Raw genomic sequence first — 24,327 nt, forward strand, 5'->3', positions numbered from 1 at the left:
GATATGTGCATCTTGGGCGTATTGTGACGCTTATCGCATATACTGCTCACTCAAAGCGACGGTTCACCGGACAGCACGCCAGGACGGTCACAGAGACGGCCATGAGGGGAAAGGATCACCCGAAAGGCGGAATCGCACCGGCGGCACGGCGAATCGCGGCAGATCCCTTCCCAATCGCGACCGCGGCGCGCAAGACTCGCTGTCGCATGACCGTCGCCAACCGCAACCGCGGAAGTGAGGGCAAGTCATGTCCTTGAACGACGACCTGACGGCCGTCCAGCGCTGTCTCGATGACCTGGTCCGCTCGGTCACCCGGCTGGAACAGCAGATGGGTCCGGGCGGGCTGGAGATACGACGGGTCCGCACCGACGCGGACCACCTCCGCGAGAGCCTCGCCCTGCTGCGCGATACGGCTCCCCAGGAGCGACCACGCCCCGAAATGGTTCCGGTCCCCGACGCTCCGTACAACAGTGCGCTGTGGTCGGACGTCGACGACGAGGGCCTCGGCGCGCGCGATCGCCACGCGCCCTAAGGACGGAAACGGTGCACCGGCCGCCCCTGTGAACGGGCCGCCGGTGCACCGGCACGGGTGCTCGTCCCGACCGTCCCCCACACCACTCCACCGCGGAGTTCCACTTGTCCACAGGCACCGACCCCCAAGCCCCCACGTCCGCCGGCCGGGAAGCGCCCCCCGGCGGCGTGCACAGCCCGTCGAGGGCTGCCATCCCCACCCGGCATCTGCGCACCGACCGCTGGTGGCTGGCGCCCGCGGCGACCGCCGCCGGGCTGTTCGCGTTTGTCGTCTATTCCACCTGGCGGGCCTTCGCCGGTGACGACTACTACGCCGAGCCGTATGTCTCACCGTTCTACTCACCCTGTATCGCGCAGAACTGCGTGCCCATGAAGGGCGGCGCCAACTGGGAGATCTTCGGCGCATGGTGGGGGCTCTCCCCCGCCCTGCTGATCCTGATCTTCCCGCTCGGCTTCCGGCTGACCTGCTACTACTACCGCAAGGCGTACTACCGGGGCTTCTGGGCCTCACCACCCGCCTGCGCCGTCGCCGAGCCGCGCTCCCGCTACACCGGCGAGACCCGCCTCCCGCTGATCCTCCAGAACGTCCACCGCTACTTCTTCTACTTCGCGCTGATCGTCGCCGGGATCCTCACCTATGACACGGTGCTCGGCTTCCGGGACGAGCACGGCGGATGGGGCCATATGGGCCTCGGGACGCTGATCCTGCTCGTCAACATCGCGCTGATCTGGGCGTACACCCTCTCCTGCCACTCCTGCCGCCATATCGTCGGCGGCCGGCTCAAGCACTTCTCCCGGCATCCGGTGCGCTACCGGCTCTGGGGCTGGGTCAGCGCCCTCAACGCCCGCCACGCTCTGCTGGCCTGGGCGTCCCTGATCAGCGTCGCCGTCGCGGACTTCTACGTCTATCTGCTCGCGACCGGCGCCTTCGACGATCCGCGCTTTTTCTAGGAGAGGTGCTCAACCGATGACGCAAGTCGAGCGGCAGGCGTGGGACGTGGTCGTGGTCGGCGCCGGGGGCGCCGGGCTGCGAGCCGCGATCGAGGCCCGGGAACAGGGCATGCGCTGCGCCGTCATCTGCAAGTCGCTCTTCGGCAAGGCCCATACGGTGATGGCCGAGGGCGGCATCGCCGCCAGCATGGGCAATGTCAACGAGGGTGACAACTGGCAGGTGCACTTCCGGGACACCATGCGCGGCGGCAAGTTCCTCAACCACTGGCGGATGGCCGAGCTGCACGCACAGGAGGCCCCGGACCGGGTCTGGGAGCTGGAAACCTGGGGCGCGCTCTTCGACCGCACCCCCGACGGCAGGATCTCCCAGCGCAACTTCGGCGGCCATGAGTACCCCCGGCTCGCCCATGTCGGGGACCGCACCGGCCTGGAGCTGATCCGCACCCTCCAGCAGAAGATCGTCTCCCTCCAGCAGGAGGACAAGGCCGAGACCGGGGACTACGAGGCACGGCTGAAGGTCTTCCAGGAGTGCACGGTCACCCGGATCCTCAAGGACGGCGACCGCGTCTGCGGGGTCTTCGGCTACGAGCGCGAGTCCGGCCGCTTCTTCGCGATCGACGCCCCGGCCGTGGTGCTGGCCACCGGCGGTATCGGCAAGTCCTTCAAGGTGACCTCCAACTCCTGGGAGTACACCGGGGACGGCCACGCCCTGGCACTGCTCGCCGGGGCCCCGCTGATCAACATGGAGTTCGTGCAGTTCCACCCGACCGGTATGGTCTGGCCGCCCTCGGTCAAGGGGATCCTGGTCACCGAATCGGTGCGCGGGGACGGTGGGGTGCTGCGCAACAGCGAGGGCAAGCGGTTCATGTTCGACTACATCCCGGACGTCTTCAAGGAGAAGTACGCCCAGTCCGAGGACGAGGGCGACCGCTGGTACGAAGACCCGGACCACAACCGCCGCCCGCCCGAGCTGCTCCCCCGCGACGAGGTGGCCCGCGCCATCAACGCCGAGGTGAAGGCGGGCCGCGGCTCCCCGCACGGCGGGGTCTTCCTGGACGTCTCCACCCGGATGCCGGCCGAGGTCATCAAGCGGCGGCTGCCCTCCATGCACCACCAGTTCAAGGAGCTGGCGGACGTGGACATCACCGCCGAGCCCATGGAGGTCGGCCCCACCTGCCACTATGTGATGGGCGGGGTGGATGTCGACCCGGACACCGCGGCCGCCACCGGCGTCCCCGGGCTGTTCGCCGCGGGCGAGGTCGCGGGCGGGATGCACGGCTCCAACCGACTGGGCGGCAACTCCCTCTCCGATCTGCTGGTCTTCGGACGGCGGGCCGGGCTCTACGCCGCCAAGTACGCCCAGGACAGCGCCCGGTCGGGCCGACCGGCCGTCCCGGACGAGGTACAGCTGGACCTCGCGGCGGCCGAGGCGCTGCGCCCGTTCAGCGCCGAGGGCGGTGAGGCCCATGGCTCCGCGGGCCCGGCCGAGAACCCGTACACCCTGCACCAGGAGCTCCAGCAGGCGATGAACGACCTGGTGGGGATCATCCGGAAGGCCGGGGAGATGGAGGAGGCGCTGCACCGGCTGGCGGGCCTGCGGACGCGGGCGCGGCGCGCGGGCGTGGAGGGCCACCGGCAGTTCAACCCCGGCTGGCACCTGGCCATTGATCTGCGCAACATGCTGCTGGCCAGCGAGTGTGTGGCCCGGGCCGCGCTGGAGCGGACCGAGAGCCGCGGCGGGCACACCCGGGACGACTGTCCGCAGATGGACCGCGAATGGCGGCGCGTCAATCTGGTGTGCCGGCTCTCCGACCCCTCCGGCGGTCTGGCCGCGCCCGACGCGGGCCATGGGCAGATCCGTCTGGAGCGGCGCGAGATGCCGCCGATCCGCCCCGATCTGCTCGGCCTGTTCGAGAAGGACGAGCTGGTGAAGTACCTGACCGACGAGGAGCTGACCCAGTGAGTGCGTACAAGGCCCACTTCCGGGTGTGGCGGGGCGATGTGGACGGCGGCGACCTCAAGGACTTCCATGTGGAGGTCAATGAGGGCGAGGTCGTTTTGGACATCGTCCACCGGCTCCAGGCGACCCAGGCACCGGACCTGGCCGTCCGCTGGAACTGCAAGGCGGGCAAATGCGGTTCGTGCAGTGCCGAGATCAACGGCCGCCCCCGGCTGCTGTGCATGACCAGGATGTCGGTTTTCGGTCGTGACGAGACGGTCACCATCACCCCGCTGCGCGCCTTCCCGGTGGTCCGGGACCTGGTGACGGATGTGTCCTTCAACTACGCCAAGGCGCGGGAGGTGCCGTCCTTCGTGCCGCCCGCGGACCTCAAACCGGGTGAGTACCGGATGCGGCAGGAGGACGTGGGGCGCTCGCAGGAGTTCCGCAAGTGCATCGAGTGCTTCCTGTGCCAGGACACCTGCCACGTGGTGCGTGACTTCGAGCAGAACAAGGAGGCGTTCGCCGGACCGCGCTTCCTGATGCGCGTCGCCGAACTGGACATGCATCCGCTGGACGCGGCGGCCGACGCCGGGATCGACCGCAAGCGCGGTGCGCAGGAGGACCACGGCCTGGGCTACTGCAACATCACCAAGTGCTGTACGGAGGTCTGCCCGGAGCAGATCAAGATCACCGACAATGCGCTGATCCCGCTCAAGGAGCGGGCGGTGGACCGTAAGTACGACCCGCTGGTCTGGCTGGGCAACAAGATCCGCCGACGGGAGGGCTAGCCGGGGCGGCGCGGGTCCGCCGGCCGGCGGGCCCGCGCCGTCACCACAGGCTCAGCAGGGCCTCGACCGAGTCCGGTCCGCTGGACCGGCCGTCGGGGAGGGCCAGTTCGAACCAGACCGTCTTGCCGTGCGGGGTGCGGCGGCTGCCCCAGGCCGCGCTGAGCAGTCCCACCAGCTGGAGTCCGCGGCCGCCCTCGTCGGTGTCTCTCGCGCGCCGCCGCCGGGGCTGCACCAGACCGCCGTCCCAGACCTCGCAGACCAGGGTGCGGTCCAGCAGCAGCCGCAGCCGGATCTCCCCCTCGCCGTACCGCAGCGCGTTGGTGACCAGCTCGCTGACCAGCAGCTCGGTGGTGTCCACCAGATCGTCCATATTCCAGGACTCCAGCTGCTCCCGGGCCAGTTCGCGGGCGCGGCCCACCGACTGGGGCGCGCTCGGCAGGTTCCAGTCGCCGACCGACCCCGGGGGCAGGCCCTGTACGCGGGCCATCAGCAGCGCGATGTCGTCCTCGCCGTGGTGGGTGTCCAGACCGCTCAGCACGTGGTCGCAGATGTCCTCCAGGGAGCTGTCGGGGACACGGGTGCCGTCGTGCGAGGAGAGAGCCGCCCGGAAGTCCTGGAGCCCCTCGTCCAGCGCGTGATCGCGGGACTCGACGAGGCCGTCGGTGTACAGGGCCAGCAGGGCGCCGTCGGGCAGCTCGACCTCGATCTCCTCGAACGGCTCACCGCCCACCCCCAGCGGCATCCCCGGCGGCACCTCCATCAGCAGCGCGTCCTCGCCGGGTTCGACAAGGACGGGGGGCAGATGCCCGGCGTTGGCGAAGGTGCAGCGGCGGGTGACCGGGTCGTAGACGGCGTACACGCAGGTGGCGAGGTAGACCTCGGACAGGTCGGAGGAGTCCTGGGCGCCGGTGCGGGTCCGTGATCCGGAGCGGCTGGAGGTGTGCGAACCGCTGGGCGCGCCGAGCCCTTGGGCGATCTCGTCGAGCGCGGAGAGCACTTCGGCGGGCTCCAGGTCCAGCAGGGCCAGGGTGCGTACGGCGGTGCGCAGTTCGCCCATCGCGACCGCGGCGCGCAGCCCCCGTCCCATCACATCGCCGACGACCAGCGCGGTGCGGTGTCCGGGCAGCTCGATGACGTCGAACCAGTCGCCGCCCACCTCGGTCGCCGCGTTCCCCGGCAGATAGCGGCAGGCGATGTCGAGTCCGGCGGCCTCGGGGTCGCCGGGCGGCAGCAGGCTGCGCTGGAGTATCAGCGCCCGTTCGTGCTCTCTGCGGTAGAGGCGGGCGTTGTCGATGCTGACCGCCGCGCGGGCGGCCAGCTCGACGGCGAGGGCGCGGTCCCGCTCGCCGAAGGGCTCGCTGCCCTTGGTGCGGGAGAACTGGGCCAGGCCCACCACGGTGTCGCGGGCCACCATCGGCACCACCAGCGTGGACTGGAGCATGGCACCGAGCTCGGGGCTCTCACCGCTGTCCCGGCCGGGGACCACCTTGACCTGGGCGGTGCGCAGCACCCCGGCGCACAGGGAGTGGAAGGGATAGCGGTGGACCTCGCCGACCTGGATGGGCTTGGGCGGTCCGTCGTCGGCGGCGCGGCAGATGTCGCCGAAGGCGACCGGGCCGTCGGAGACCGCGGAGGCGAACGCCACGCGGCGCAGTTCGGCGCTGCCGTCGGCCAGGCCCGGCGGCGTCTCGTCGCCGGACAGCAGCGCCTGGTAGAGGTCGACGGAGGCCAGGTCGCAGAACTGGGGGACGGCCACGTCCAGCAGCTCGCGCGCGGTGGTCTCCAGGTCCAGCGAGGTGCCTATTCGGGCGCCCGCCTCGTTGAGCAGCGCCAGATTGCGCCGTACTCCCGCGGCCTCCTGTTCGGCGCGGCGGCGGCGGGTGACGTCGGTGGCCAGCCCGGCGACCCCGATGGGGCGGCCGGAGCTGCTGTGCAGCCGGTACAGCGACACCGACCAGCGGCGGCGGTCGGGACTGCCGGGCACGCTGCCCACGATCGGCATATCGGTCAGCGACTTGCCGGTGTCCAGGACTTGGCGCAGGGCGGCGCCGAGCCGTTCGGCCTCGCCGCGCGGCAGCAGATCGTGCGCGGTGGCGCCGCGGTAGGCCTCGGCCGGACGGCCGAAAACCTTCGCGAAGCGCTCGTTGACCCGGAGCATGCGGAGATCGGTACCGAAGAGAAAGAAACCGAGCGGAGATTGACCGAAAACGGCCTGTGACGCGGCAAGGTCGGTTTCGAGACCACGGAGCGCGCTCACATCGACGGCGATGCACAGCGCCGAACGCTCACCGTCCTCGTCCTGAGCGGGCATCACATAGATCTCGGCCACCCCATGGCCGTGCGGCGCCTCGGGGTTGCGGTAGGGGACCAGTCCGGTCCACTCCCGGCCGTCCAGGATGTCGGCGACCTTGCGGTGTCCGGTGTCACGCAGCTCGGCGGGTACGAAGGCGTCGACCGGATCCCTGCCGATCGCCTGCCGGGCCGTCAGCCCCAGCAGTTCCTGGGCCCGCTCGCTCCACTGGGTGATCCGTCCGTCGGAGCCCAGCACGAACGAGGCGACACGGATGTAGTCGTAGATCGATCCGGGAGGACTGCTCTGCCACATGGCAGACATGGACGACATATGCGATACCGGCGACACCTGCGACACTTGCGACACCTGTGTCTCCGGCGACACTTCCGACACCGGCGACACCTGCGAACCAACCGACTCCTCGGGCATCTCTGCCCCCGCTGGCTTCTCGCTCATGCGCCCGTCCCCTCCGGCTCAGGTGCTCCGACCGGCTACAGATAGCCGAGTATCCAGCACCTCGGCCATCCGGAGCACGGTCTTCACGATCACAGCACTATCTCAGCCCGCGATCAGGTTCCGTCCCGGCTTTTGGTTAAGCGCTCAAGATCAGCGCTCCCCCTGCACTCCTAACCGGGCAGAGCCAACTCGAACCACACGGTTTTTCCCGCATGCCTGCGCCGGGTCCCCCAACGCCGCGCCGTCCGGGCCACCAACTCCAGGCCACGGCCGCCTTCGTCCTCGGCCGAGGCGGTCCGCGCCCGCGGCGGATCGGCCAGCGGATCCGACACTTCGACCACCAGTACGGATCCGGGCTGTGAGTTTTCGCGGCGGGCGTACACCCGCAGCCCGATCGGACCGCTGGCGTACCGCAGTGAATTGGTGACCAGTTCGCTCACCAGGAGCGTGGTGACATCGCTCATGGCGGACAGCCCCCACTGCTCCAGCACGGCTTGAACCCGGCAGCGGGCGCTGCGCACCGTCCCCGGCTCGGCAGGGAAGATCCACTCGGCGAAGCCGGGCGTCGGCCCGGCCGACCCTGCGCTGTCACTCACGCCGATCACTTCCCAGCCCCGGTGCAGCCCCCGCCGGAATGTATGGATTCAGGGAGGTTAATCAGCACATACCCGATATCCGGGACGTCATATCGTCCGAACGGGCCTCAGCGGGCGCGCGGCGGGGTGTGTTCGGCGGCGCGCAGCAGGCGGACGGCCTGCGCCACCGCGGGGCGGTCCTGGTCCAGCCAGTCGACCTCGTCCACCCGGTCGGGGGTGAGCCAGCGGAGCTCGTCGTGGTCCTGGAGCGGCCGGGGTTCGCCGGAGCGCAGCCGCGCGGTCCACACCCGCAGCACATAACCCGGTTTCAGTAGCCATTCGCCGGCCAGCGGCTCCAGTGGCTCGACCTCGACGCCCAGCTCCTCCCGCAGCTCGCGGACCAGGGCCTGCGGCGCGGTCTCCCCGGGCTCGGCCTTGCCGCCCGGGAGCTCCCAGCGGCCCGCGAGCTCCGGCGGGGCGCTGCGCCGGGCGGCCAGCAGCCGTCCCCGGTCGAACACCGCTCCGCCCACCACAACGCGCACACTCATGCGGGGAACCCTATAGGGCCCGTCGTCACAGCGGCCGCCCTGCTCCCGACGCCGCTCGCGACCGGACGCCCCCCTTGAAGACGGACCCTGGGAGAGGGGGAGCCGGGGCCGAGCGCGCTACTGGGTCTGCCGGGAGGCGGCGGTGCGCTCCACGACGTAGAGGTGCTCCGGGCCCTGGGCGTCGAGCCGGTCGGCCACCTCCTGGGCCTCCGTCCGCGTGGCGTACCGGCCGACGCGATAGCGGTTGCCGTTGTCGTCCTGGCGGATCACGAGCCATGGCAGTACCACGTTGCCGTCACTCATCTCCCCGCCCCCTCCGTCATATGGTCCCGCGACGGTGTCAGCCGCCGCGGGACCATCAAGGAATTCCCGGTCCGCATATGCCCGAGCCTACGCCCAACCTTCACTCAGCGGATACGTGTTCTCACGTGGAGGCACGCATCCGGCCATGCGGCCGGTTGCGCTCAGACGCGGACCGGCGTCTTCTCCCGGTCCTCGTCCTCGCTGGACTCCTCGGCAGCGGCGGCGGCCAGCTCCCGCTCCGCCTCCAGCAGCGTCGGATTGCGCCACGCGCTGCGTACGCCCAGGACGTAGAAGCCGAGACCGATCGCGGCGACGACCAGGATGTCCCAGCCCTCGGGCAGATAGCCGCGGCCACCGAACTCCTTACCGCCCGCCCAGGAGACAGCCGCCATGACCAGCAGGTACGCCACCATCCAGGCACCGGCGACAAGATGCGGGCGCAGCTCGGCCCACGGCTTGCGCAGCTCGTACCAGGCCCAGACCGGCAGACCGATCGCCATGATGAAGATCACCTTGCCGGTGAGCGGCCAGCGGGCCCAGTAGAGCACCAGCGAGCCGAAGACCATCGCGATCGGGGCGATGACCGGCATCGCACGCAGCTTGACCGGACGCGGCAGGTCCGGGGAGAGGCGGCGCAGCGACATCACGGCGACCGGGCCGGTGATGTAGGAGATCACGGTGGCCACGGAGACGATCTCGGCCAGCGAGCCCCAGCCGCGGAAGACGGCGAGGAAGAGGAAGGCGATCGCCAGGTTGAGCAGCAGCGCCGGACGCGGGATACCGGTCTTGGGGTCGACCTTGCCGAAGATCCCCGGCAGATGGCCGTTCTCCTGGACACCCTGGATCATGCGGGAGGTGGTGGCCGCGTAGATCATGCCGGTACCGGACGGGGAGACGAAGGCGTCGGCGTAGAGCAGCAGCGCCAGCCAGTTCAGACCCCAGGCGAGGGAGAGGTCGGCGAGCGGGGAGTTGTAGGACAGGCTGGACCAGCCGCCGTCCGCCAGGTCGGCCGCCGGAACGGCGGTCAGGAAGGCGATCTGGAGCGCGACGTAGATCACCAGGGCGATCAGGATCGAGCTGATGACGGCCTTGGGGAGCGACTTGCCGGGGTTGCGCGCCTCGCCCGCCATGTTCAGCGGGGACTGGAAGCCGTTGTAGGCCCAGACGATGCCGGAGACGGCCACCGCGGTGAACACCGAGCTCCAGCCGTTGGGGGCGAAGCCGCCGTGGTCGGTGACATTGCCGGTGTCGAAGTGCGCCAGCAGCAGGGCGCCCGCGGTCAGGGCCGGGACGACCAGCTTGAAGACGGTGATCGCGGTGTTGGTCTTCGCGAAGAGCGTGATCGCGAACCAGTTCAGGAAGAAGTAGAACACCAGCAGCACGGAGGCGAGGGCGACACCGCTGCCGGTCAGCTCCTTGCCGTCGTACAGCGCCTTGGCCCAGCCGAAGTCCCAGGAGCTCATGTACTGGACCGAGGCGGTGGCCTCACCGGGGATCACGGAGACGATCGCGATCCAGTTGGCCCAGGCCGCCAGATATCCGGCGAGCGAACCGTGCGAGTACTGACCGTAGCGGACCATGCCGCCGGCCTTGGGGAACATCGAGCCGAGCTCGGAATAGGTCAGGGCGATGGTCAGCGCCACCGCGGCGCCGATCACCCAGGCCAGGATAGCGGCGGGACCGGCGAGCGCCGCGGCCCGCTCGGCGCCGAACAGCCACCCGGAGCCAATAATGGATCCGAGGCCCACGGCAGTCAGGGCCACCGTGCCCAACGACCGTTTGTAATGCGTGTGGGCTCCTTGTTCAGTGCTCAACGCCCTGACGCTCCTTTCGACCCCCATACCTGTACCTGCATGCAAACGCGCGTCATCGTACAAGCGAATTGAAGGGCCGTTTCACGGGTTTGAGCTGATCTTGAGCTCTGGGCCGCCCATGTGATGTGCGCAACACATCACCGCTGGTCAACGGCTGGTAAAAACCACGGGAAGCAGAAGCGAGTGCCGCCGGACGACGCCTTCGCGAAATCTCTACGAATCACTCCCGGAAACTCTGTAGCGCTCCGGTAATCCTGCGTAACACACAGAGGAAACGGGGGTTCTTGAGGAATGTTCGTACCCGGTTATCTCAAATGAACCGCGATGGTTGAGTGACGCGAGTTGAGTCCGGTGTGCCGGGCTTTGAGCCACGGTGCGCGGCAGTTACGCGGCTCAAATCTACCTCAATTTCAGAGGAGCTCAAATCGAGCTCACATGCGCCTGGGATTCCCCCAGTTGAGCCCCGGAAAGCACGCGATCCGGTCGCGCCGCCCCAACTCGGCGGCGTCCGCGGTGACTTCACCGGCAGCGGTCACTTCACCGGCAGGTGGTACGCGACCCGATAGCGCTCGGCCAGCACCACCACATCCGCCGTCTCGACCGGGCGGCCGCCCGCGCGGTACGTACGGGAGACGACGAGCACCACATGGCCCGGCACTCCGCCGAGCGCCAGCACCTCCTCCGCCTGCCCGGGGCGCGCGGCGACCTCCTCGGTCACGTTGTCCACCACCAGGTCGAGCGCGGCCATCCGCGCGACCACCCCGCGCCCGGCCAGCGGGCCTTCCTCGGGCAGCATCACCGGGGTGCGGCCGGTGATCGCGAGCGGCTCCCAGGAGGTGGAGAGCATCACCGCCTCCCCTCCGGACCGGAAGAGATAGCGGGTGCGCATCACACGGTCGCCGGGCTCGATCCCCAGCCGCTCGGCGATCTCCCGCCCGGCCTCCTCCCGCTCGCTCAACGCATCCCAGGTGCCCATGACCCGCTCGTCGGCCTGCTCCTGCCGGAACGGGGAGGAATCGCCCGCGCCGTGATAGCCGTTGCGAGCGAGCAGCCGGGGAACGGGCTGGGCGCGCACATACGTGCCCGAGCCGGAACGGCCCTCCACCAGCCCCTCGGCCATCAGCACCTTGCGGGCCTCGAGGGCGACGGTGTCGGAGACCCCGTACTCCTCGCGGATCCGGGCCTGGGAGGGGAGGCGCGCGTGGGGTCGCAGCTCGCCCGCGGCGATCTTCTTGCGGAGATCGTCGGCGACGCGGAGATATGCGGGCTGGTCACCAAAGGCCACGTGCACTCCCAGTGGTTGACAGTCAGCAACAGCTTGGCAACCCAGGGTTGCCGATTGCAACTAAAGGCCAGAGCTTCACCAGAAGTGGTGAACCCCAGCTCAACGACGTTTACTTGGACTCCTTCGACAATGCCCGGCGCTGCCGGTTTCATTGGCGATCAACAGCTCACCTGACCAAGGAGCGCCCGTGTCCCCTCGTCGCCGTCCATGCGTCGTGTCCACCGTCCTGCTGCTCGCCCTGAGCGCGGCCTGCACCGGGGCCTCCGGGAGTGAGGCCCCGCCCGGCGCCCACGGGGCGAAACCGGGCGCCGCGGGCGTCGGTGACCGGCTCTTCCCGAAGATGGGCAACGGCGGCTACGACGTCACCGACTACCGGCTGAAGCTCGACTACACGCGGCGCTCCAAGCACCTCAAGGGCACCGCCACGATCACCGCCCGGGCCACCAGCGCCCTGAGCTCCTTCCACCTGGACTTCGCCGGGCTGCACGTGCGCAAGGCCACGGTGAACGGGCGCACGGCGGAGACCAAACGGCAGGGCACCGAGCTGGTGCTCACCCCCGCCGCCGACCTCCCCAAGGGCCGCGCCTTCACCACCACGGTCGTCTACGACGGCAAGCCGAAGACCATCAAGGACCCGGACGGCTCCGAGGAGGGCTGGATCACGACCGACGACGGCGCCGTCGGACTCGGCGAACCGACCGGCTCCATGGCCTGGTTCCCCGGGAACCACCACCCCTCCGACAAGGCCCGCTACGACATCACCATGACCGTCCCCAAGGGCCTGTCGGCGGTATCCAACGGTGAGTTGAAGCAGCGCAGGACCAACGGCAGCCGCACCACGTTCCGTTGGCACTCCGGGGAGCCGATGGCCTCCTACCTGGCCACCGTCGCCATCGGCCGCTTCGACGTGCACAAGACCACCCACGGCGGACTCCCCCAGTACGTCGCGGTCGATCCGCACCTGGCCGGTCAGTCCACCAAGGTCCCCGACCAGGTCGGCGAGGTCATCGACTGGGAGAACAAGACCTTCGGCCGCTACCCGTTCTCCTCCACCGGCGCGATCGTCGACCGGCTGTCCGGTCTCGGCTACGCCCTGGAGACCCAGACCAAGCCGTACTTCCCGTTCGCGCCGGACGAGATCCTGCTCGTCCATGAACTGGCCCACCAGTGGTTCGGCAACTCGGTCACCCCCCGCACCTGGAAGGACATGTGGCTCAACGAGGGGTTCGCCACCTACGCCGAGTGGCTGTGGGAGGAGCAGCACGACGGCCGCAGCACCGACCGCACCTTCCGCGACTTCTACGACGGCACCGACGACGAGAGCGACGGCATCTGGGACTTCCCGCCCGCCGATCCGCCGAGCGCCGCTCGGGTCTCGGACTCCCCGGTGTACGGGCGCGGGGCGATGGTGCTGCACAAGCTGCGCCGGGCCGTCGGCGACAAGGCGTTCTTCACCATCGTGCGCACCTGGGTCAAGGAGCACCGGCACGGCAACGCCGACACCAAGCAGTTCATCGCGCTGTCCGAGCGGATCTCGGGCAAGGACCTGACGAAGCTCTACGACGTCTGGCTGTTCGGCAAGGACAAGCCGGCGAAGCCCTGACCAGGGTCCGGGACGGCTCAGCGGGCGCGCAGCGCCCCGGCCGTCCCGCCGGTGCGCTCCCGCAGCAGCACCCGCAGGGTGTTGGCATGCTCGTAGCCGACCTTGCGGGCGATGGCCTCCAGGGACAGATCGGTGGTCCGCAGCAGATGCGAGGCCCGCTCGACCCGCAGGTCCTGCACGAAGCGCACCGGTGAGGTGCCCAGGGCGCGGCGGACGGTGCGCTGGAGGGTGCGTTCGCTGACGCCGAGGGAGCGCGCGGCGTCGGCGACGCTCACCGGCTCCTCCAGACGCTGCCGGACCCAGCGCTCGAAACCGGCGACCACGGGGTCGCTCTGGGCGAGGGCGCTGGGGATGGTGTACGCCGACTGCGAGGGCCGCTCGTCCACCACCAGATAGCGGGCGACCAGGTCGGCCAGCGCGGGGCTGGTCATCCGGACCACCGCGAGGGCGAGATCGACATGTCCGAACGCCGCCCCCGCGGTGATCACCCCGTCCGAGGCGGACACCATCCGCGTCTCGTCGACCGTGACCCCGGGATACCGCTTGCGGAAGACCGGCGCCAGCCACCAGCTGGTGGTCGCCCGCCGCCCCTCCAGCACCCCCGACTCGGCCAGCAGGAACGTCCCCGTGCACGCCGAGGCCACGCGGGCGCCCCGCTCCCGGGTCCGGGCCACCAGAGCCCGTACCGGAGCCGAACCCTCCCCGGAGACATGGGCGAGCAGCGCCTCCGGGCGCCGCTCGGCCAGCGCCGGTACCAGCAGCAGATCCGCCTCCGCCGCCTCGGCCACCGGAGCGGTGGTCACCACCAGCCCCGCCCCGGTCCGCACCCGGCGCCGGAAGCCCACGGTGGTGACCCGCCAGGCGGGCGGCGGCTGCGGCAGCTCCTCCCGCATCGCGTTGGCGCCCTCGAGCACATCGAGGATGGCCGCGAGTCCGGAGTCGAAGCAGCCGTCGTAGGCCAGCACCGCGATATCCATGACGGAAACGGTATCGGAGCCATCGTTTCCGGCATCTCTACAGACTCCCGGCCCGGTCACCGCACGTGCCCAGCAGGTCGCCCCTCCCGCTCATACGGGGCCGGTGAGGGCGAGTGTCGCGTCGAGAAGTGCGGAGGTCAGGGCGGGGAGTCCGTCGGGGGATTCGGTCAGCAGGAACAGCCAGGCGAAGACAGGGCCGACAAGGAGGGCGTTGAGGGTGGCCGGGTCGGGGCGGGTGGTGAGTTCGCCGCGTGCGGTCGCGCGGTCCAGGATCTCCGTGAGGGTCCGGCGCTGGACTCCCAGGTATTTCTCGTTGAACCGGTCACGTAGCGCGGGGTCGGCGTGGACATCGGCCAGCAGGCCGGGGACCGTCCCCTGCGGCGGCGAGGCCATGGTGTCCGCGATCTCGGCGAGCACGGCGGCCAGGTCGGCGCGGAGCGATCCGCAGTCGGGTGCCACGGCCAGGAACTGATCCGGCAGAAGAACTTCAAAGATCATCTCTTGTTTGGTGGCGTGGCGCCGGTAGATCGCCGCCTTGCCCACACCGGCTCGCGCGGCCACCTCGGCCATCGTGAGCCGCGTGTATCCCACCTCGGTCAGCAGCTCTCGAACGGCGGAGGCGATGGCGTCGTCGACGCGGCTGTCTCGGGGGCGGCCCCCCGGGTTGCGAGCTTGCTTCCGAGCAGACATGGGTGCGATCATACGGAACCAAGAGTACCGAAACCAATAGTTCCAAAACTAACGGTTCCGTGTTCTCTGGTGCGGCCGCAACCTGGCGCGCCGTCCGCGTTGATGGCCGGCGACGCCATCGCCGGGTCCCGGCCCAACCGACAGGGCACACCGGCTCGGAAGGAATGACCGATGCGAATCCCGAAAGCCGCCCACACCGCACAGCCGTGGCGGATCCACGAGTTCACCCATGACTTCCGGATCGAGGACGTGTGGTCCTTCCGCACGCCCGACGCCGGGCCCGACGACTTCCCGGTGATGGCCAAAGCGCTGAAGACGGCGTACGACAACCGGAAGGATCCCGCCGCGGTCCGGTTCCTGTTCGCGGTGCGCTGGAAGCTCGGTGCCCTGCTCGGCTGGGACACCTCCGGGGCGGGCCTGGGCAGGCGGGTCGCCTCGCTGTGCGACCGCCTCCCACTCGACCTCGCCCAGACCGCGAACGACGCCGTCCCCTGCGCCGACCCGTTCTCCGAGGTGTACCAGCTCGACAACGAAGCGGCCCGCGAACTGGGCAACAAGACCGTCCACACCATCATGCACCTGGGCTGGGTGCAGACCGACGACGGCGCATACGAACTGCGCATGGCGGCGCTGGTCAAACCCAACGGACTGTTCGGACGGCTCTACATGGCCGCCATCCTTCCGTTCCGGTACATCGTCATCTACCCGGCACTGACCCGGCAATGGGAACGTGCCTGGCTCGACTACGGCCGCCCGAACCGGCACACCGGAGACGCCGCGCGCGGAGAAGCCGCCGACCAGGATTGAGCCGAACCACGGCCGAACAACAACCGCGTCCGGGCCGAACCCGTCCGGACGACACACCACCCCCGGGCCGATTGCCTGGTCAAAGGACAGGCTGCCACGTCCACTTGTCCGCAGGCAGGTTTATGCCAGCTGTCGGCGACAGACCCCACCGACCGCCTGAGCACCGGTTAAGGTTCCCGTCGTTCTCAACATCGTGGCATCGCGCACACCATGCAAAGGGATCAGCCTATGCTCAGCGCCTCCGCCGCCGTGCTCCGTGCTGGCGACCAGCCCTACACGATCGAAGAGGTGACGCTCGACCAACCCGCTGACGACCAGCTCGTCGTGCGGGTGACCGCGACCGGTTTCTGCCACACCGACGCGGTGGCCCGCGGTCCGGAGTTGGCCGACGGACTCCCCATGATCACCGGTCATGAGGCCGCCGGCGTGGTCGAGTGGGTCGGACCCGACGCGTCCGGGATCGATGTCGGCGATCACGTCGTGCTGACCTTTTCCTACTGCGGCAGTTGTTCGCAGTGCTCGGAAAACCATCCCGCGTACTGCGAGACCTTCGTCGAGCGCAACCTCTTCGGTCGGTTCGCCACCGGTGGCTCCGGTGCCACCGGCAGCGCCGGCGAGCCGATCATGGCCCGGTGGTTCGGGCAGTCGACGTTCGCCACCAGGACCATCGTCGACGCGCGTAGTGCCGTGGTGGTCGACCGTGACCTCCCGCTGGCGATGCTGGCCCCGCTGGGCTGCGGGATCATCACCGGAGCCGGAACCGTCCTGAACGCGCTCGGCGTGCGGCCAGGGGAGTCCCTGGCCATTTTCGGTGTCGGCGCCGTCGGGCTCGCCGCGCTGCTCGCCGCGAAAGCGGTGGGCGTTGAGTCGATCATCGCGATCGACCTCCATCCGTCCCGGCTGGAGCTGGCGGCGGAACTCGGCGCCAGCGCGACAGTGCTGGGTGGTGACAACGATGCCGTCCTGGAACAGGTCCGGAAGCATGCCGGTCAGGGAACGCACTACAGCATCGACACGACAGGTGTGCCCGACGTCATTCTTTCCGCCATCCACAGCCTGCGGGCCCGGGGCACCTGTGCCTTGGTGGGTCTCCAGGTCGGCGACGTCGTCCTTCAAGGGACCACGCTTGCCGGCAAACAGCTGGTGGGGGTGACCGAGGGGGACGCGGATCCCACGTCACTCATTCCGCACCTGATTCAGCTCTGGCGCGACGGACAGTTCCCCTTCGACCGCTTGATCGAGACGTTTCCGTTCACCGCCATCAACGAAGCCGAGCAGGCGGCGCTGACGGGCCGGGCGGTAAAGCCCGTACTCATCATGGAGCAGAGCGGGTAACCACGGATCGCCCTGTCGGCCGTGATGTGCCCGAGGTTCAGGCCGCCAACCGAATCTCTTCACGCGCATTTCTCTCGGTGGGCCGACCAGCGAGAGGCCATGACAACTACGTCAATCCAAGAGGAGATTCACGTGCCCGTACATCACTTCGAGCTCGGCGTGCGGCCACCGCTCGGGGAAGTTCCGGCCCAGATGTACGCGTCCGTCATCCGACCGGAGCGATACGGCCCGCCGGAGAAGGCTTTCGCGGTGGAACTGGTGGACGTGCCACCGGTCGGTCCCGGCCAGGTGCTCGTCTACATGATGGCGTCCGGCATCAATTACAACAACGTGTGGGCCGCGCTCGGCTACCCGCTCGACGTCGTGGCGGCGCGGCAGAAGGCAGGGGCGACGGAGGACTTCCACATCGGCGGTTCCGAGGGCTCGGGCATTGTCTGGGCTGTCGGTGCGGGCGTCACCTCGGTGTCCGTCGGGGAGGAGGTCATCGTGTCCTCCGGCAGCTGGGACGAGAGCGCCGACGATGTCCGGCTGGGCGTCGACGGAAATGCCTCGTCGACCATGAAGGTCTGGGGATACGAGACCAACTACGGATCCTTCGCCCAGTTCGCGCTCGTGAAGGACCTCCAGTGCCATCCCAAACCCGCGACTCTGTCGTGGGAGGAGTCGGCCAGCTTCATGCTCACCGGCCCCACCGCCTACCGTCAGTTGTGCGGATGGCACCCGAATACCGTCGAACCGGGTGATCCGGTGCTGATCTGGGGCGGCGCGGGCGGACTCGGGTCCATGGCCATTCAGATCGTGCGGCACCGCGGCGGGATCCCGATCGCCGTCGTCTCCGACCACGAGCGCGGACAGCGGTGCATCGAACTCGGCGCGAAGGGCTACATCGACCGCACCGAGTTCGACCACTGGGGACGACTGCCCGACATCCGCGACCCCGAGGCAACGGCTGAGTGGAGTCGCGGAGCCCGCGCGTTCGGCAAGAAGTTCTGGGAGGTGCTCGGCGAGCGCCGGGCTCCGCGGATCGTGTTCGAGCACACCGGGCAGGACACCATGCCGACGTCGATGTATCTGTGCGACACCGCCGGCATGGTGGTGATCTGCGGTGGCACCAGCGGTTACAACGCCGATGTGGACCTGCGGTACTTGTGGATGCGGCAGAAGCGGCTACAGGGTTCGCACTACGCGAACCTGCGGGAGTGCCGTCAGGTGATCCAGTTGGCGGCCGAGGGCGCGCTGGACCCCTGCCTGTCGTGGACCGGTGATCTCGCCGACACCGGCCTTGCCCACCAGATGCTGTACGAGAACACGCACCCGTACGGGAACTTGGCCGTGCGGGTGAACGCAGTCCGCGGGGAGTGAGTTCCGCACGGTCTTCATCGTGACCGGGTGGGGGTCGCCGATCCGCGCCCCCGCCAGGAACGCGCCGGAACGGCCCCTGCCGTAGCCGGCCCTCTGCGCGTGCACCGGAGTCCGCTGGTCCAGCAGCCACGAGGCGTGCTCGACGATCTCCGGGTCTACAGGTGGAGGACACGCAGGAATCGGTGCTGGCAGGTTCTGGACATAGGGGAGCCCGTATCTGCGCGAATCCGTTAGACCTTACGTATATCGTCTCGCTGGGTTGGCGCGTTGAAAAGGTCCCTTGAATGGCTGTGTGTGACGCAGACCCGCGCGGCAGACAGCGAAAGACCGGATTCGGGGGATACGGGGAGTGCCTTGACCATGGGCTTTTCAGGCACGGGATCTTATGTACCAGAGCGGGGCGTGACCAATGACGACTTCTTTGTCCTGATACCCGACGCGGAGCCCGAGGGACTTTCAGGAAAGGGATCGCGGGGGGCGAGCGCTCGCGAACCGGTCGAGGCCGCGGCAACGCGGAACGTCGTTGAGGTCATCGAAGCCGAGTTCAGTGAGGTGCGAGGGAAGGCATGACTACGGTGACTGGCGAGCAGCAGGAGAAGCTTCTCCGTTACCTCAAGAATTCCGCGATTGAACTCAACGAAACGCGGGCTCTTCTGCGGGAGACGGAAGAACGCGCCACCGAGCCGCTCGCGGTGGTCGGTATGAGCTGTCGCTACCCTGGCGCGGACTCCCCGGAGGAACTGTGGGAGGTGGTCGCCGAAGGCCGGGACGCGATATCCGGTTTCCCACTCGATCGTGGTTGGGATCTGGAGCGGCTCTACGACCCGGACCCGGACCAACTCGGCGCCAGCTACACCCGCGCGGGTGGATTCGTCCCCAGCGCCACGTCGTTCGATGCCGACTTCTTCGCGATCAGCCCGCGTGAGGCGCTGTCCATGGACCCGCAGCAGCGGCTTCTGCTGGAGCTGTCCTGGGAGGCGTTCGAGGGCGCGGGCATCGATCCGGCCTCGCTGCGCGGCAGCGACACCGGGGTCTACTGCGGTGTCGGCCCGTCGGACTACGCGTCGGTACCGGCCGGTGCGGCACCGCAGATCGAGGGGCTACGGCTGACCGGCGGCACGACCAGTGTGGTGTCGGGCCGGGTCGCCTACACCTTCGGCCTGGAGGGGCCGGCGCTGTCGGTGGACACCGCGTGTTCGTCGTCGTTGGTGGCCCTGCATCTGGCCGCGCAGGCGTTGCGCACCGGGGAATGTTCCCTGGCACTGGTGGGCGGCGTGACGGTGCTGGCCGGGCCGACGCTGTTCCTGGACTTCAGCCGGCAGCGAGGGCTGGCGCCGGACGGCCGGTGCAAGCCCTACGCGGCTGCCGCTGACGGCACCGGTTTCGCCGACGGCGCGGGCGTGGTGCTGCTGGAGCGGCTGTCGGACGCGCGGCGGAACGGGCACCGGGTGCTGGCGGTGGTGCGCGGCAGCGCGGTGAACCAGGACGGGCTCAGCAACGGTCTGACGGCCCCGAACGGCCCGTCGCAGGAACGAGTGATCCGCCAGGCGCTGACCAACGCCGGGGTGTCGGCGGCGGATGTGGATGCGGTGGAGGGCCACGGCACGGGCACCAAACTGGGCGACCCGATCGAGGTTCAGGCCCTGCTGGCCACCTACGGTCAGGAACGCGAACACGGCCCCCTGTGGTTGGGGTCGATCAAGTCGAACATCGGGCACAGCTCCGCGGGCGCCGGAATGGCCGGCCTGATCAAGATGGTGCAGGCGCTGCGCAACGAGGCGTTGCCCGCCACCCTGCACGTGGACCGGCCTTCGCCGCACGTGAACTGGGAGTCCGGCGGCGTCGAACTGCTCACCGAGATGCGGCCGTGGAAGACGAACGGTCGTCCGCGCCGGGCCGGGGTGTCCTCGTTCGGGGTCAGCGGCACCAACTGCCATGTGATCCTGGAGGAGACACCGTTCGACGTGTCCGCCGACGCGGTCGAACCGGCCCCGATCGCCGAACCACCGGCGGTTCCGGTCCTGGTGTCCGGTCGTGGAACGGCGGCGTTGCGTGCCCAGGCGGACCGGTTGCGGGCCAGTGTGCTGGCCCGTCCGGAGCTCACTATGGCCGAGGTCGGGTTCTCGTCGGCGACGACGCGGGCCCATCTCGATCAGCGTGCCGTGGTCATGGCATCTGATCGCGGCACCTTGCTGTCCGGGCTGGCCGAGCTGGCTGCGGGCGAACCGTCAGCGGCTGTGGCCGAGGGCAAGGTGCTCACCCCCGATGCGCGTCCCGTGTTCGTGTTTCCGGGACAGGGGGCGCAGTGGGAGGGGATGGCTGTCGAGCTGCTGGACTCGTCCCCGGTGTTCGCGCGGGAGATCGCGGCGTGTGGTGACGCGCTGGGCGAGTTCGTCGACTGGCGGCTCGAGGACGTGCTGCGCGGGGCAGCGGGTGCGCCGTCGTTGGAGCGGGTGGACGTGGTGCAGCCCGCTCTGTTCGCGGTGATGGTGAGCCTCGCGGCGCTGTGGCGCTCCTATGGCGTGGAGCCGATGGCGGTGGTCGGCCATTCGCAGGGTGAGATCGCCGCGGCCGTGGTGGCTGGTGGATTGTCACCGGCCGACGGCGCGCGGGTGGTGGCTCTGCGGTCGCGGGCCGTCGCGGAGCGGCTCGCCGGGTTCGGGGGCATGATGTCGGTCGCCGCGTCGGTCGAGCAGGTCGAGGAGCTGATCGCCCCGTACGGGGGACGGGCGTCGGTTGCGGCGGTGAACGGTCCGACGGCCGTGGTGGTTTCCGGGGAGCCTGGCGTCCTCGATGAGCTGATCGCGGCGTGCGAGCGCGAAGAGGTGTGGGCTCGGCGGATCGCGGTGGACTACGCCTCGCACTCGACGCAGGTGGAGAGCATCGAGGACGAGTTGGCGCAGGTGTTGGGCCCGGTGGCCCCGAGGTCGGGGTCGATCCCGTTCTATTCCACGACGGTGGGTGGGTTCGTCGATACCGCCGTGCTCGATGGCGCGTACTGGTACCGGAATCTGCGGGGGCGGGTCGGGTTCGAGCCGGCGGTTCGGGCGTTGGTCGACCACGGTGCCGGGTGTTTCGTGGAGATGTCGCCGCATCCGGTGCTGACCATGGCGGTGGAGGACACCGTCGCTGATCACGGCGCCGGCTCCCGGGTGGGTGTCGTCGGGTCGTTGCGGCGTGATGAGGGTGGCTTCGAGCGGTTCGCGTTGTCGGCGGCCGAGGCCCATGTCACCGGTGTGACGGTGGACTGGTCGGCGTTCTACGCGGGCAGCGGTGCGCGTGCGGTGCCCTTGCCGACCTACGCCTTCCAGCGCAACAGGTACTGGCTGACGTCGGGCACCGGCGCGGGGGATGCCGCGGCCGTCGGAATGCACACGGTGAACCACCCTGTCCTCGCGGCGGCATCGAGGGTCGGTGACCGGGACGAGTGGGTGTACACCGGTCGGCTCTCCACGGACTCCCAGCCGTGGATCCGTGACCATGTGGTCTTCGGCATCCCCATCGCTCCCGGGACCGCACTGGTGGAACTGGCGTTGGCCGCGGGCGCCGGGGTCGGATGCGGAGCCCTGGATGAAGCGGTGCTGGAGGCACCGCTCGTGATCGACGACGAGGCGGGCTGCCGGATCCAGGTGACCGTCGGCGCTCCGGAGGACGACGGGCGCCGCGAGGTCGCGGTGTACTCGACCCCGGACGCCGGGCCGGACGACGAAGCCCCCGAACCGATCTGCCACGTTCGCGGCTGGCTGACCGCCGAGTCCGCTTCGCCCGCACCGTGGCCGGCGCAGTGGCCGCCGGCGGGTGCCGAGCCGATCGCGGTGGACGCGCTGTACGAGCGGATGGAGCTGGCCGGACTCGACTACGGGCCGCTGTTCAAGGGCATCCGCGCCGCCTGGCGGGCCGGGACCGGGATCTACACCGAAGTAGCGCTGCCCGATGATGCCGACGATGCGGGCTTCGTGCTGCATCCGGGCCTGTTCGACGCCGCGTTGCAGGGCGCGCTGGTGGACAAGGACCCGAACGCGTCGGTGGAGATGCCGTTCACGTGGTCGGGGGTGCGCCCGGGGCGGCGGGTGCGGTCGGCACGGGTGCGGATCGTCACCTCCGCCGAGACCGGACTGCACGTCGACATGGTGGACGAGACCGGCGAGCCAGTGATGAGCATCGGCGGCCTGGTGTACCGAACGGTGGACCCGGCGCAGCTCGAGACGGCGCGCGGCGGAGGACCGGACTCGCTGTACGGGGTCGAGTGGGTGCCGGTACCGATGGGGCAGGCGGAACCCGCGCGGCTGGTCCGAGTGGGTTGGGGCGCTGACGGTTTCACCGATCTGGACGCGGTGGAACGGGCGATCGCCGAGGGCGACGCGGCCCCGGATGCGGTCCTGGTCCGGATCGCCCCGGACATCACCTCGGACGCTCCGGCCCCGGCGGCCCGCGAAGCCGCCGAACAGATGCTCGCCACGCTGCAACGGTGGCTGGCCGGCGAACGTCTGGGCGCGACCCGGCTGGTCGCGGTCACCCGCGGCGCGGTGGCGCTCGACGGGGAAACACCCGACATCGCCCAGGCCTCGGCCTGGGGTCTCGGGCGAAGTGTCCAGTCCGAGCATCCGGGCCGGATCCTGCTCGTCGACCTCGACGACGACGGTGCCGACGTGCCATGGGACAGCTTGCTGGCAGCCGGCGAACCGCAGCTGGCCGTGCGGGCGGGCCAGGTGTCGGCGCCGCGACTGGCGCGGGTGCCCGCGGTCGCCGAGGACGCGATGCGCTCGCTCGACCCGAACGGCACCGTGCTGGTCACCGGCGGCACCGGCGGCCTGGGTGTGGTGTTCGCCCGTCACCTGGCCGCCACGCACCGGGTCGAGAACCTGGTGCTGGTCAGCCGGCGCGGCCCCGACGCCGACGGCGCCGCCGAACTGGAGGCCGAGCTGACCGCGCTCGGTGCGCGGGTGCGGATCGTGGCCTGCGACATCGGCGACCGGGACCAGGTCCTTGCGTTGCTGGACTCGCTGGAGGCCCCGCTCACGGCGGTCGTGCACACCGCCGGAGTGCTCGCCGACGGGGTGGTCGAGTCGGTCACCCCGGAGCAGCTCGCCGAGGTCATGCGACCGAAGGTGGACGCGGCGTGGCTGCTGCACGAACTGACCGCGGACGCGAACCTGTCGGCGTTCGTGCTGTTCTCCTCGGGCGCCTCGCTGTTCGGTAACCCGGGGCAGGCCTGCTATGCCGCCGCGAACGCCGGTCTCGACGCGATGGCTCAGCGGTTGCGGGCCGCCGGAGTGCCGGCCACCTCCCTGGCCTGGGGGGTGTGGGGCGACGGGGCCGGGATGGCCGGCCGCCTCGACAGCACCAATGTGGCCCGTATCGAGAGCGCTGGTGTGGCACTGCTGCCGGTCGATCGTGGCCTGGAGCTGTTCGACTACTCACTGGGTCTCGATGCCGGACTCCTGGCTCCGGTGCAGCTGGACATGGCCGGACTGCGGGCCCAGGCCCGGACGGGGGCGCTGCCCCCGCTGCTGCGCGGACTCGTGCGGGTTCCGGCACGGACCGCTGAGCCCACCGGCGGTTCGCTCGCGCAACGGCTGGCCGGGGTCGCCGAGGAGGACCGCGAGCAGGTGGTCCTGGAGGTGGTGCAGGCGCAGGTGTCGGCCGTGCTCGGACACGAATCGGCGTCGGCGATCGACCCCGACCGGACGTTCACGGACATGGGATTCGATTCGCTCGCCGGCGTCGGGTTGCGGAACCGGCTCAGCAAGATCACCGGTCTGCGGTTGCCCGCCACCCTCGTCTTCGACCACCCGAACGCGGCGGCGGTGACGCGGTATCTCCTCGAGTCCGTCGAACCGGAGGCCGTGACCGACGGCCGGGCCGACGACGACACCGCCGAGATCCGCGCGGTTCTCGCCTCGATTCCGATCGAACGGCTGCGCCAGGCGAGGCTGCTGGACACCTTGTTCGATCTGGCGCGCGGCGACGTGCCTGAGGAGGAGACCCGGGACGGTGGCGGCGAGTCGGTCGACGACCTCGACGCGGAAGCACTGATCCGGATGGCTCGAGGGGACCGGTAGGGACA

At 69.7% G+C, this 24,327-nt stretch carries 18 protein-coding genes; 10 read left to right on the top strand and 8 right to left on the bottom strand.

From position 1 onward, the window contains the following. The first annotated feature begins 247 nt into the window (after positions 1-247). The 4 genes from JK363_RS04515 to JK363_RS04530 all read left to right on the top strand — a co-directional run bounded on the left by JK363_RS04515 (position 248) and on the right by JK363_RS04530 (position 4,212). A complete protein-coding gene (locus JK363_RS04515; protein WP_201871594.1) occupies positions 248-532 on the top strand; it encodes an Rv0250c family protein in 285 nt (94 codons plus the stop codon). Positions 533-636: 104 nt separating this feature from the next. After that, positions 637-1,482, top strand: a complete 846-nt coding sequence (sdhC, locus tag JK363_RS04520) for a succinate dehydrogenase subunit SdhC (RefSeq protein ID WP_201871595.1) — start codon at positions 637-639, stop codon at positions 1,480-1,482. Positions 1,483-1,498: 16 nt separating this feature from the next. Further along, on the top strand, positions 1,499-3,445 hold the full coding sequence (locus tag JK363_RS04525; protein ID WP_201871597.1) for a fumarate reductase/succinate dehydrogenase flavoprotein subunit: 1,947 nt from the start codon (positions 1,499-1,501) through the stop codon (positions 3,443-3,445). Further along, a complete protein-coding gene (locus JK363_RS04530) occupies positions 3,442-4,212 on the top strand; it encodes a succinate dehydrogenase/fumarate reductase iron-sulfur subunit (protein WP_201871598.1) in 771 nt (256 codons plus the stop codon). The genes JK363_RS04525 and JK363_RS04530 overlap by 4 nt, the downstream gene beginning before the upstream one ends. A 40-nt stretch (positions 4,213-4,252) precedes the next feature. Here JK363_RS04530 and JK363_RS04535 read toward each other — a convergent pair whose 3' ends face one another. The 6 genes from JK363_RS04535 to JK363_RS04560 form a co-directional block, all read right to left on the bottom strand. Next, positions 4,253-6,961, bottom strand: coding sequence for a SpoIIE family protein phosphatase (locus JK363_RS04535; protein WP_201871605.1), 2,709 nt, complete (start codon positions 6,959-6,961; stop codon positions 4,253-4,255). Positions 6,962-7,131: 170 nt separating this feature from the next. Beyond that, a complete protein-coding gene (locus JK363_RS04540; protein ID WP_201871607.1) occupies positions 7,132-7,566 on the bottom strand; it encodes an ATP-binding protein in 435 nt (144 codons plus the stop codon). A gap of 98 nt (positions 7,567-7,664) precedes the next feature. After that, positions 7,665-8,084, bottom strand: a complete 420-nt coding sequence (locus tag JK363_RS04545) for a (deoxy)nucleoside triphosphate pyrophosphohydrolase (RefSeq protein ID WP_201871609.1) — start codon at positions 8,082-8,084, stop codon at positions 7,665-7,667. 117 nt (positions 8,085-8,201) lie between these two features. Next, positions 8,202-8,387 (bottom strand): SPOR domain-containing protein, encoded by a 186-nt coding sequence (locus JK363_RS04550; protein ID WP_201871611.1) that lies wholly within the window; start codon positions 8,385-8,387, stop codon positions 8,202-8,204. Positions 8,388-8,548: 161 nt separating this feature from the next. After that, on the bottom strand, positions 8,549-10,228 hold the full coding sequence (locus JK363_RS04555; RefSeq protein ID WP_201871614.1) for an APC family permease: 1,680 nt from the start codon (positions 10,226-10,228) through the stop codon (positions 8,549-8,551). 505 nt (positions 10,229-10,733) lie between these two features. Beyond that, complete coding sequence (locus tag JK363_RS04560; RefSeq protein ID WP_201871616.1) at positions 10,734-11,486, bottom strand: GntR family transcriptional regulator; 753 nt, start codon at positions 11,484-11,486, stop codon at positions 10,734-10,736. A 187-nt stretch (positions 11,487-11,673) separates the two neighbouring features. Here JK363_RS04560 and JK363_RS04565 point away from each other — a divergent pair, with 187 nt between their 5' ends. Then, entirely contained in the window at positions 11,674-13,089 is a 1,416-nt protein-coding gene (locus JK363_RS04565; RefSeq protein WP_307821607.1) for a M1 family metallopeptidase, read from the top strand. A gap of 17 nt (positions 13,090-13,106) precedes the next feature. On the opposite strand, the gene JK363_RS04570 is transcribed toward JK363_RS04565, so the two are convergent. Continuing rightward, complete coding sequence (locus tag JK363_RS04570) at positions 13,107-14,066, bottom strand: GlxA family transcriptional regulator (RefSeq protein ID WP_201871617.1); 960 nt, start codon at positions 14,064-14,066, stop codon at positions 13,107-13,109. Between the two features lie 90 nt (positions 14,067-14,156). Then, the gene (locus JK363_RS04575; RefSeq protein ID WP_201871618.1) at positions 14,157-14,756 is read right to left on the bottom strand and encodes a TetR/AcrR family transcriptional regulator; all 600 of its coding nucleotides are present in this window, start codon (positions 14,754-14,756) and stop codon (positions 14,157-14,159) included. Between the two features lie 171 nt (positions 14,757-14,927). Between JK363_RS04575 and JK363_RS04580 the strand changes: the two genes are divergently transcribed. The 5 genes from JK363_RS04580 (at position 14,928) to JK363_RS04600 (ending at position 24,322) form a co-directional block, all read left to right on the top strand. Then, positions 14,928-15,563: a DUF2867 domain-containing protein gene (locus JK363_RS04580; RefSeq protein WP_201871619.1), complete on the top strand. Its 636-nt coding sequence runs from the start codon at positions 14,928-14,930 to the stop codon at positions 15,561-15,563. A gap of 228 nt (positions 15,564-15,791) precedes the next feature. Then, positions 15,792-16,898 (top strand): NAD(P)-dependent alcohol dehydrogenase, encoded by a 1,107-nt coding sequence (locus tag JK363_RS04585; protein ID WP_201871620.1) that lies wholly within the window; start codon positions 15,792-15,794, stop codon positions 16,896-16,898. Positions 16,899-16,997: 99 nt separating this feature from the next. Then, on the top strand, positions 16,998-18,260 hold the full coding sequence (ccrA, locus tag JK363_RS04590; RefSeq protein WP_201871623.1) for a crotonyl-CoA carboxylase/reductase: 1,263 nt from the start codon (positions 16,998-17,000) through the stop codon (positions 18,258-18,260). Between the two features lie 402 nt (positions 18,261-18,662). Next, a complete protein-coding gene (locus JK363_RS04595) occupies positions 18,663-18,830 on the top strand; it encodes a hypothetical protein (protein WP_201871624.1) in 168 nt (55 codons plus the stop codon). Next, positions 18,827-24,322: a type I polyketide synthase gene (locus tag JK363_RS04600; protein WP_201871627.1), complete on the top strand. Its 5,496-nt coding sequence runs from the start codon at positions 18,827-18,829 to the stop codon at positions 24,320-24,322. Before JK363_RS04595 ends, JK363_RS04600 begins: the two co-directional genes overlap by 4 nt. Positions 24,323-24,327: the final 5 nt, after the last annotated feature.

Source organism: Streptomyces coffeae (assembly GCF_016741875.1).
In the GTDB taxonomy this organism is placed as follows: domain Bacteria; phylum Actinomycetota; class Actinomycetes; order Streptomycetales; family Streptomycetaceae; genus Streptomyces; species Streptomyces coffeae.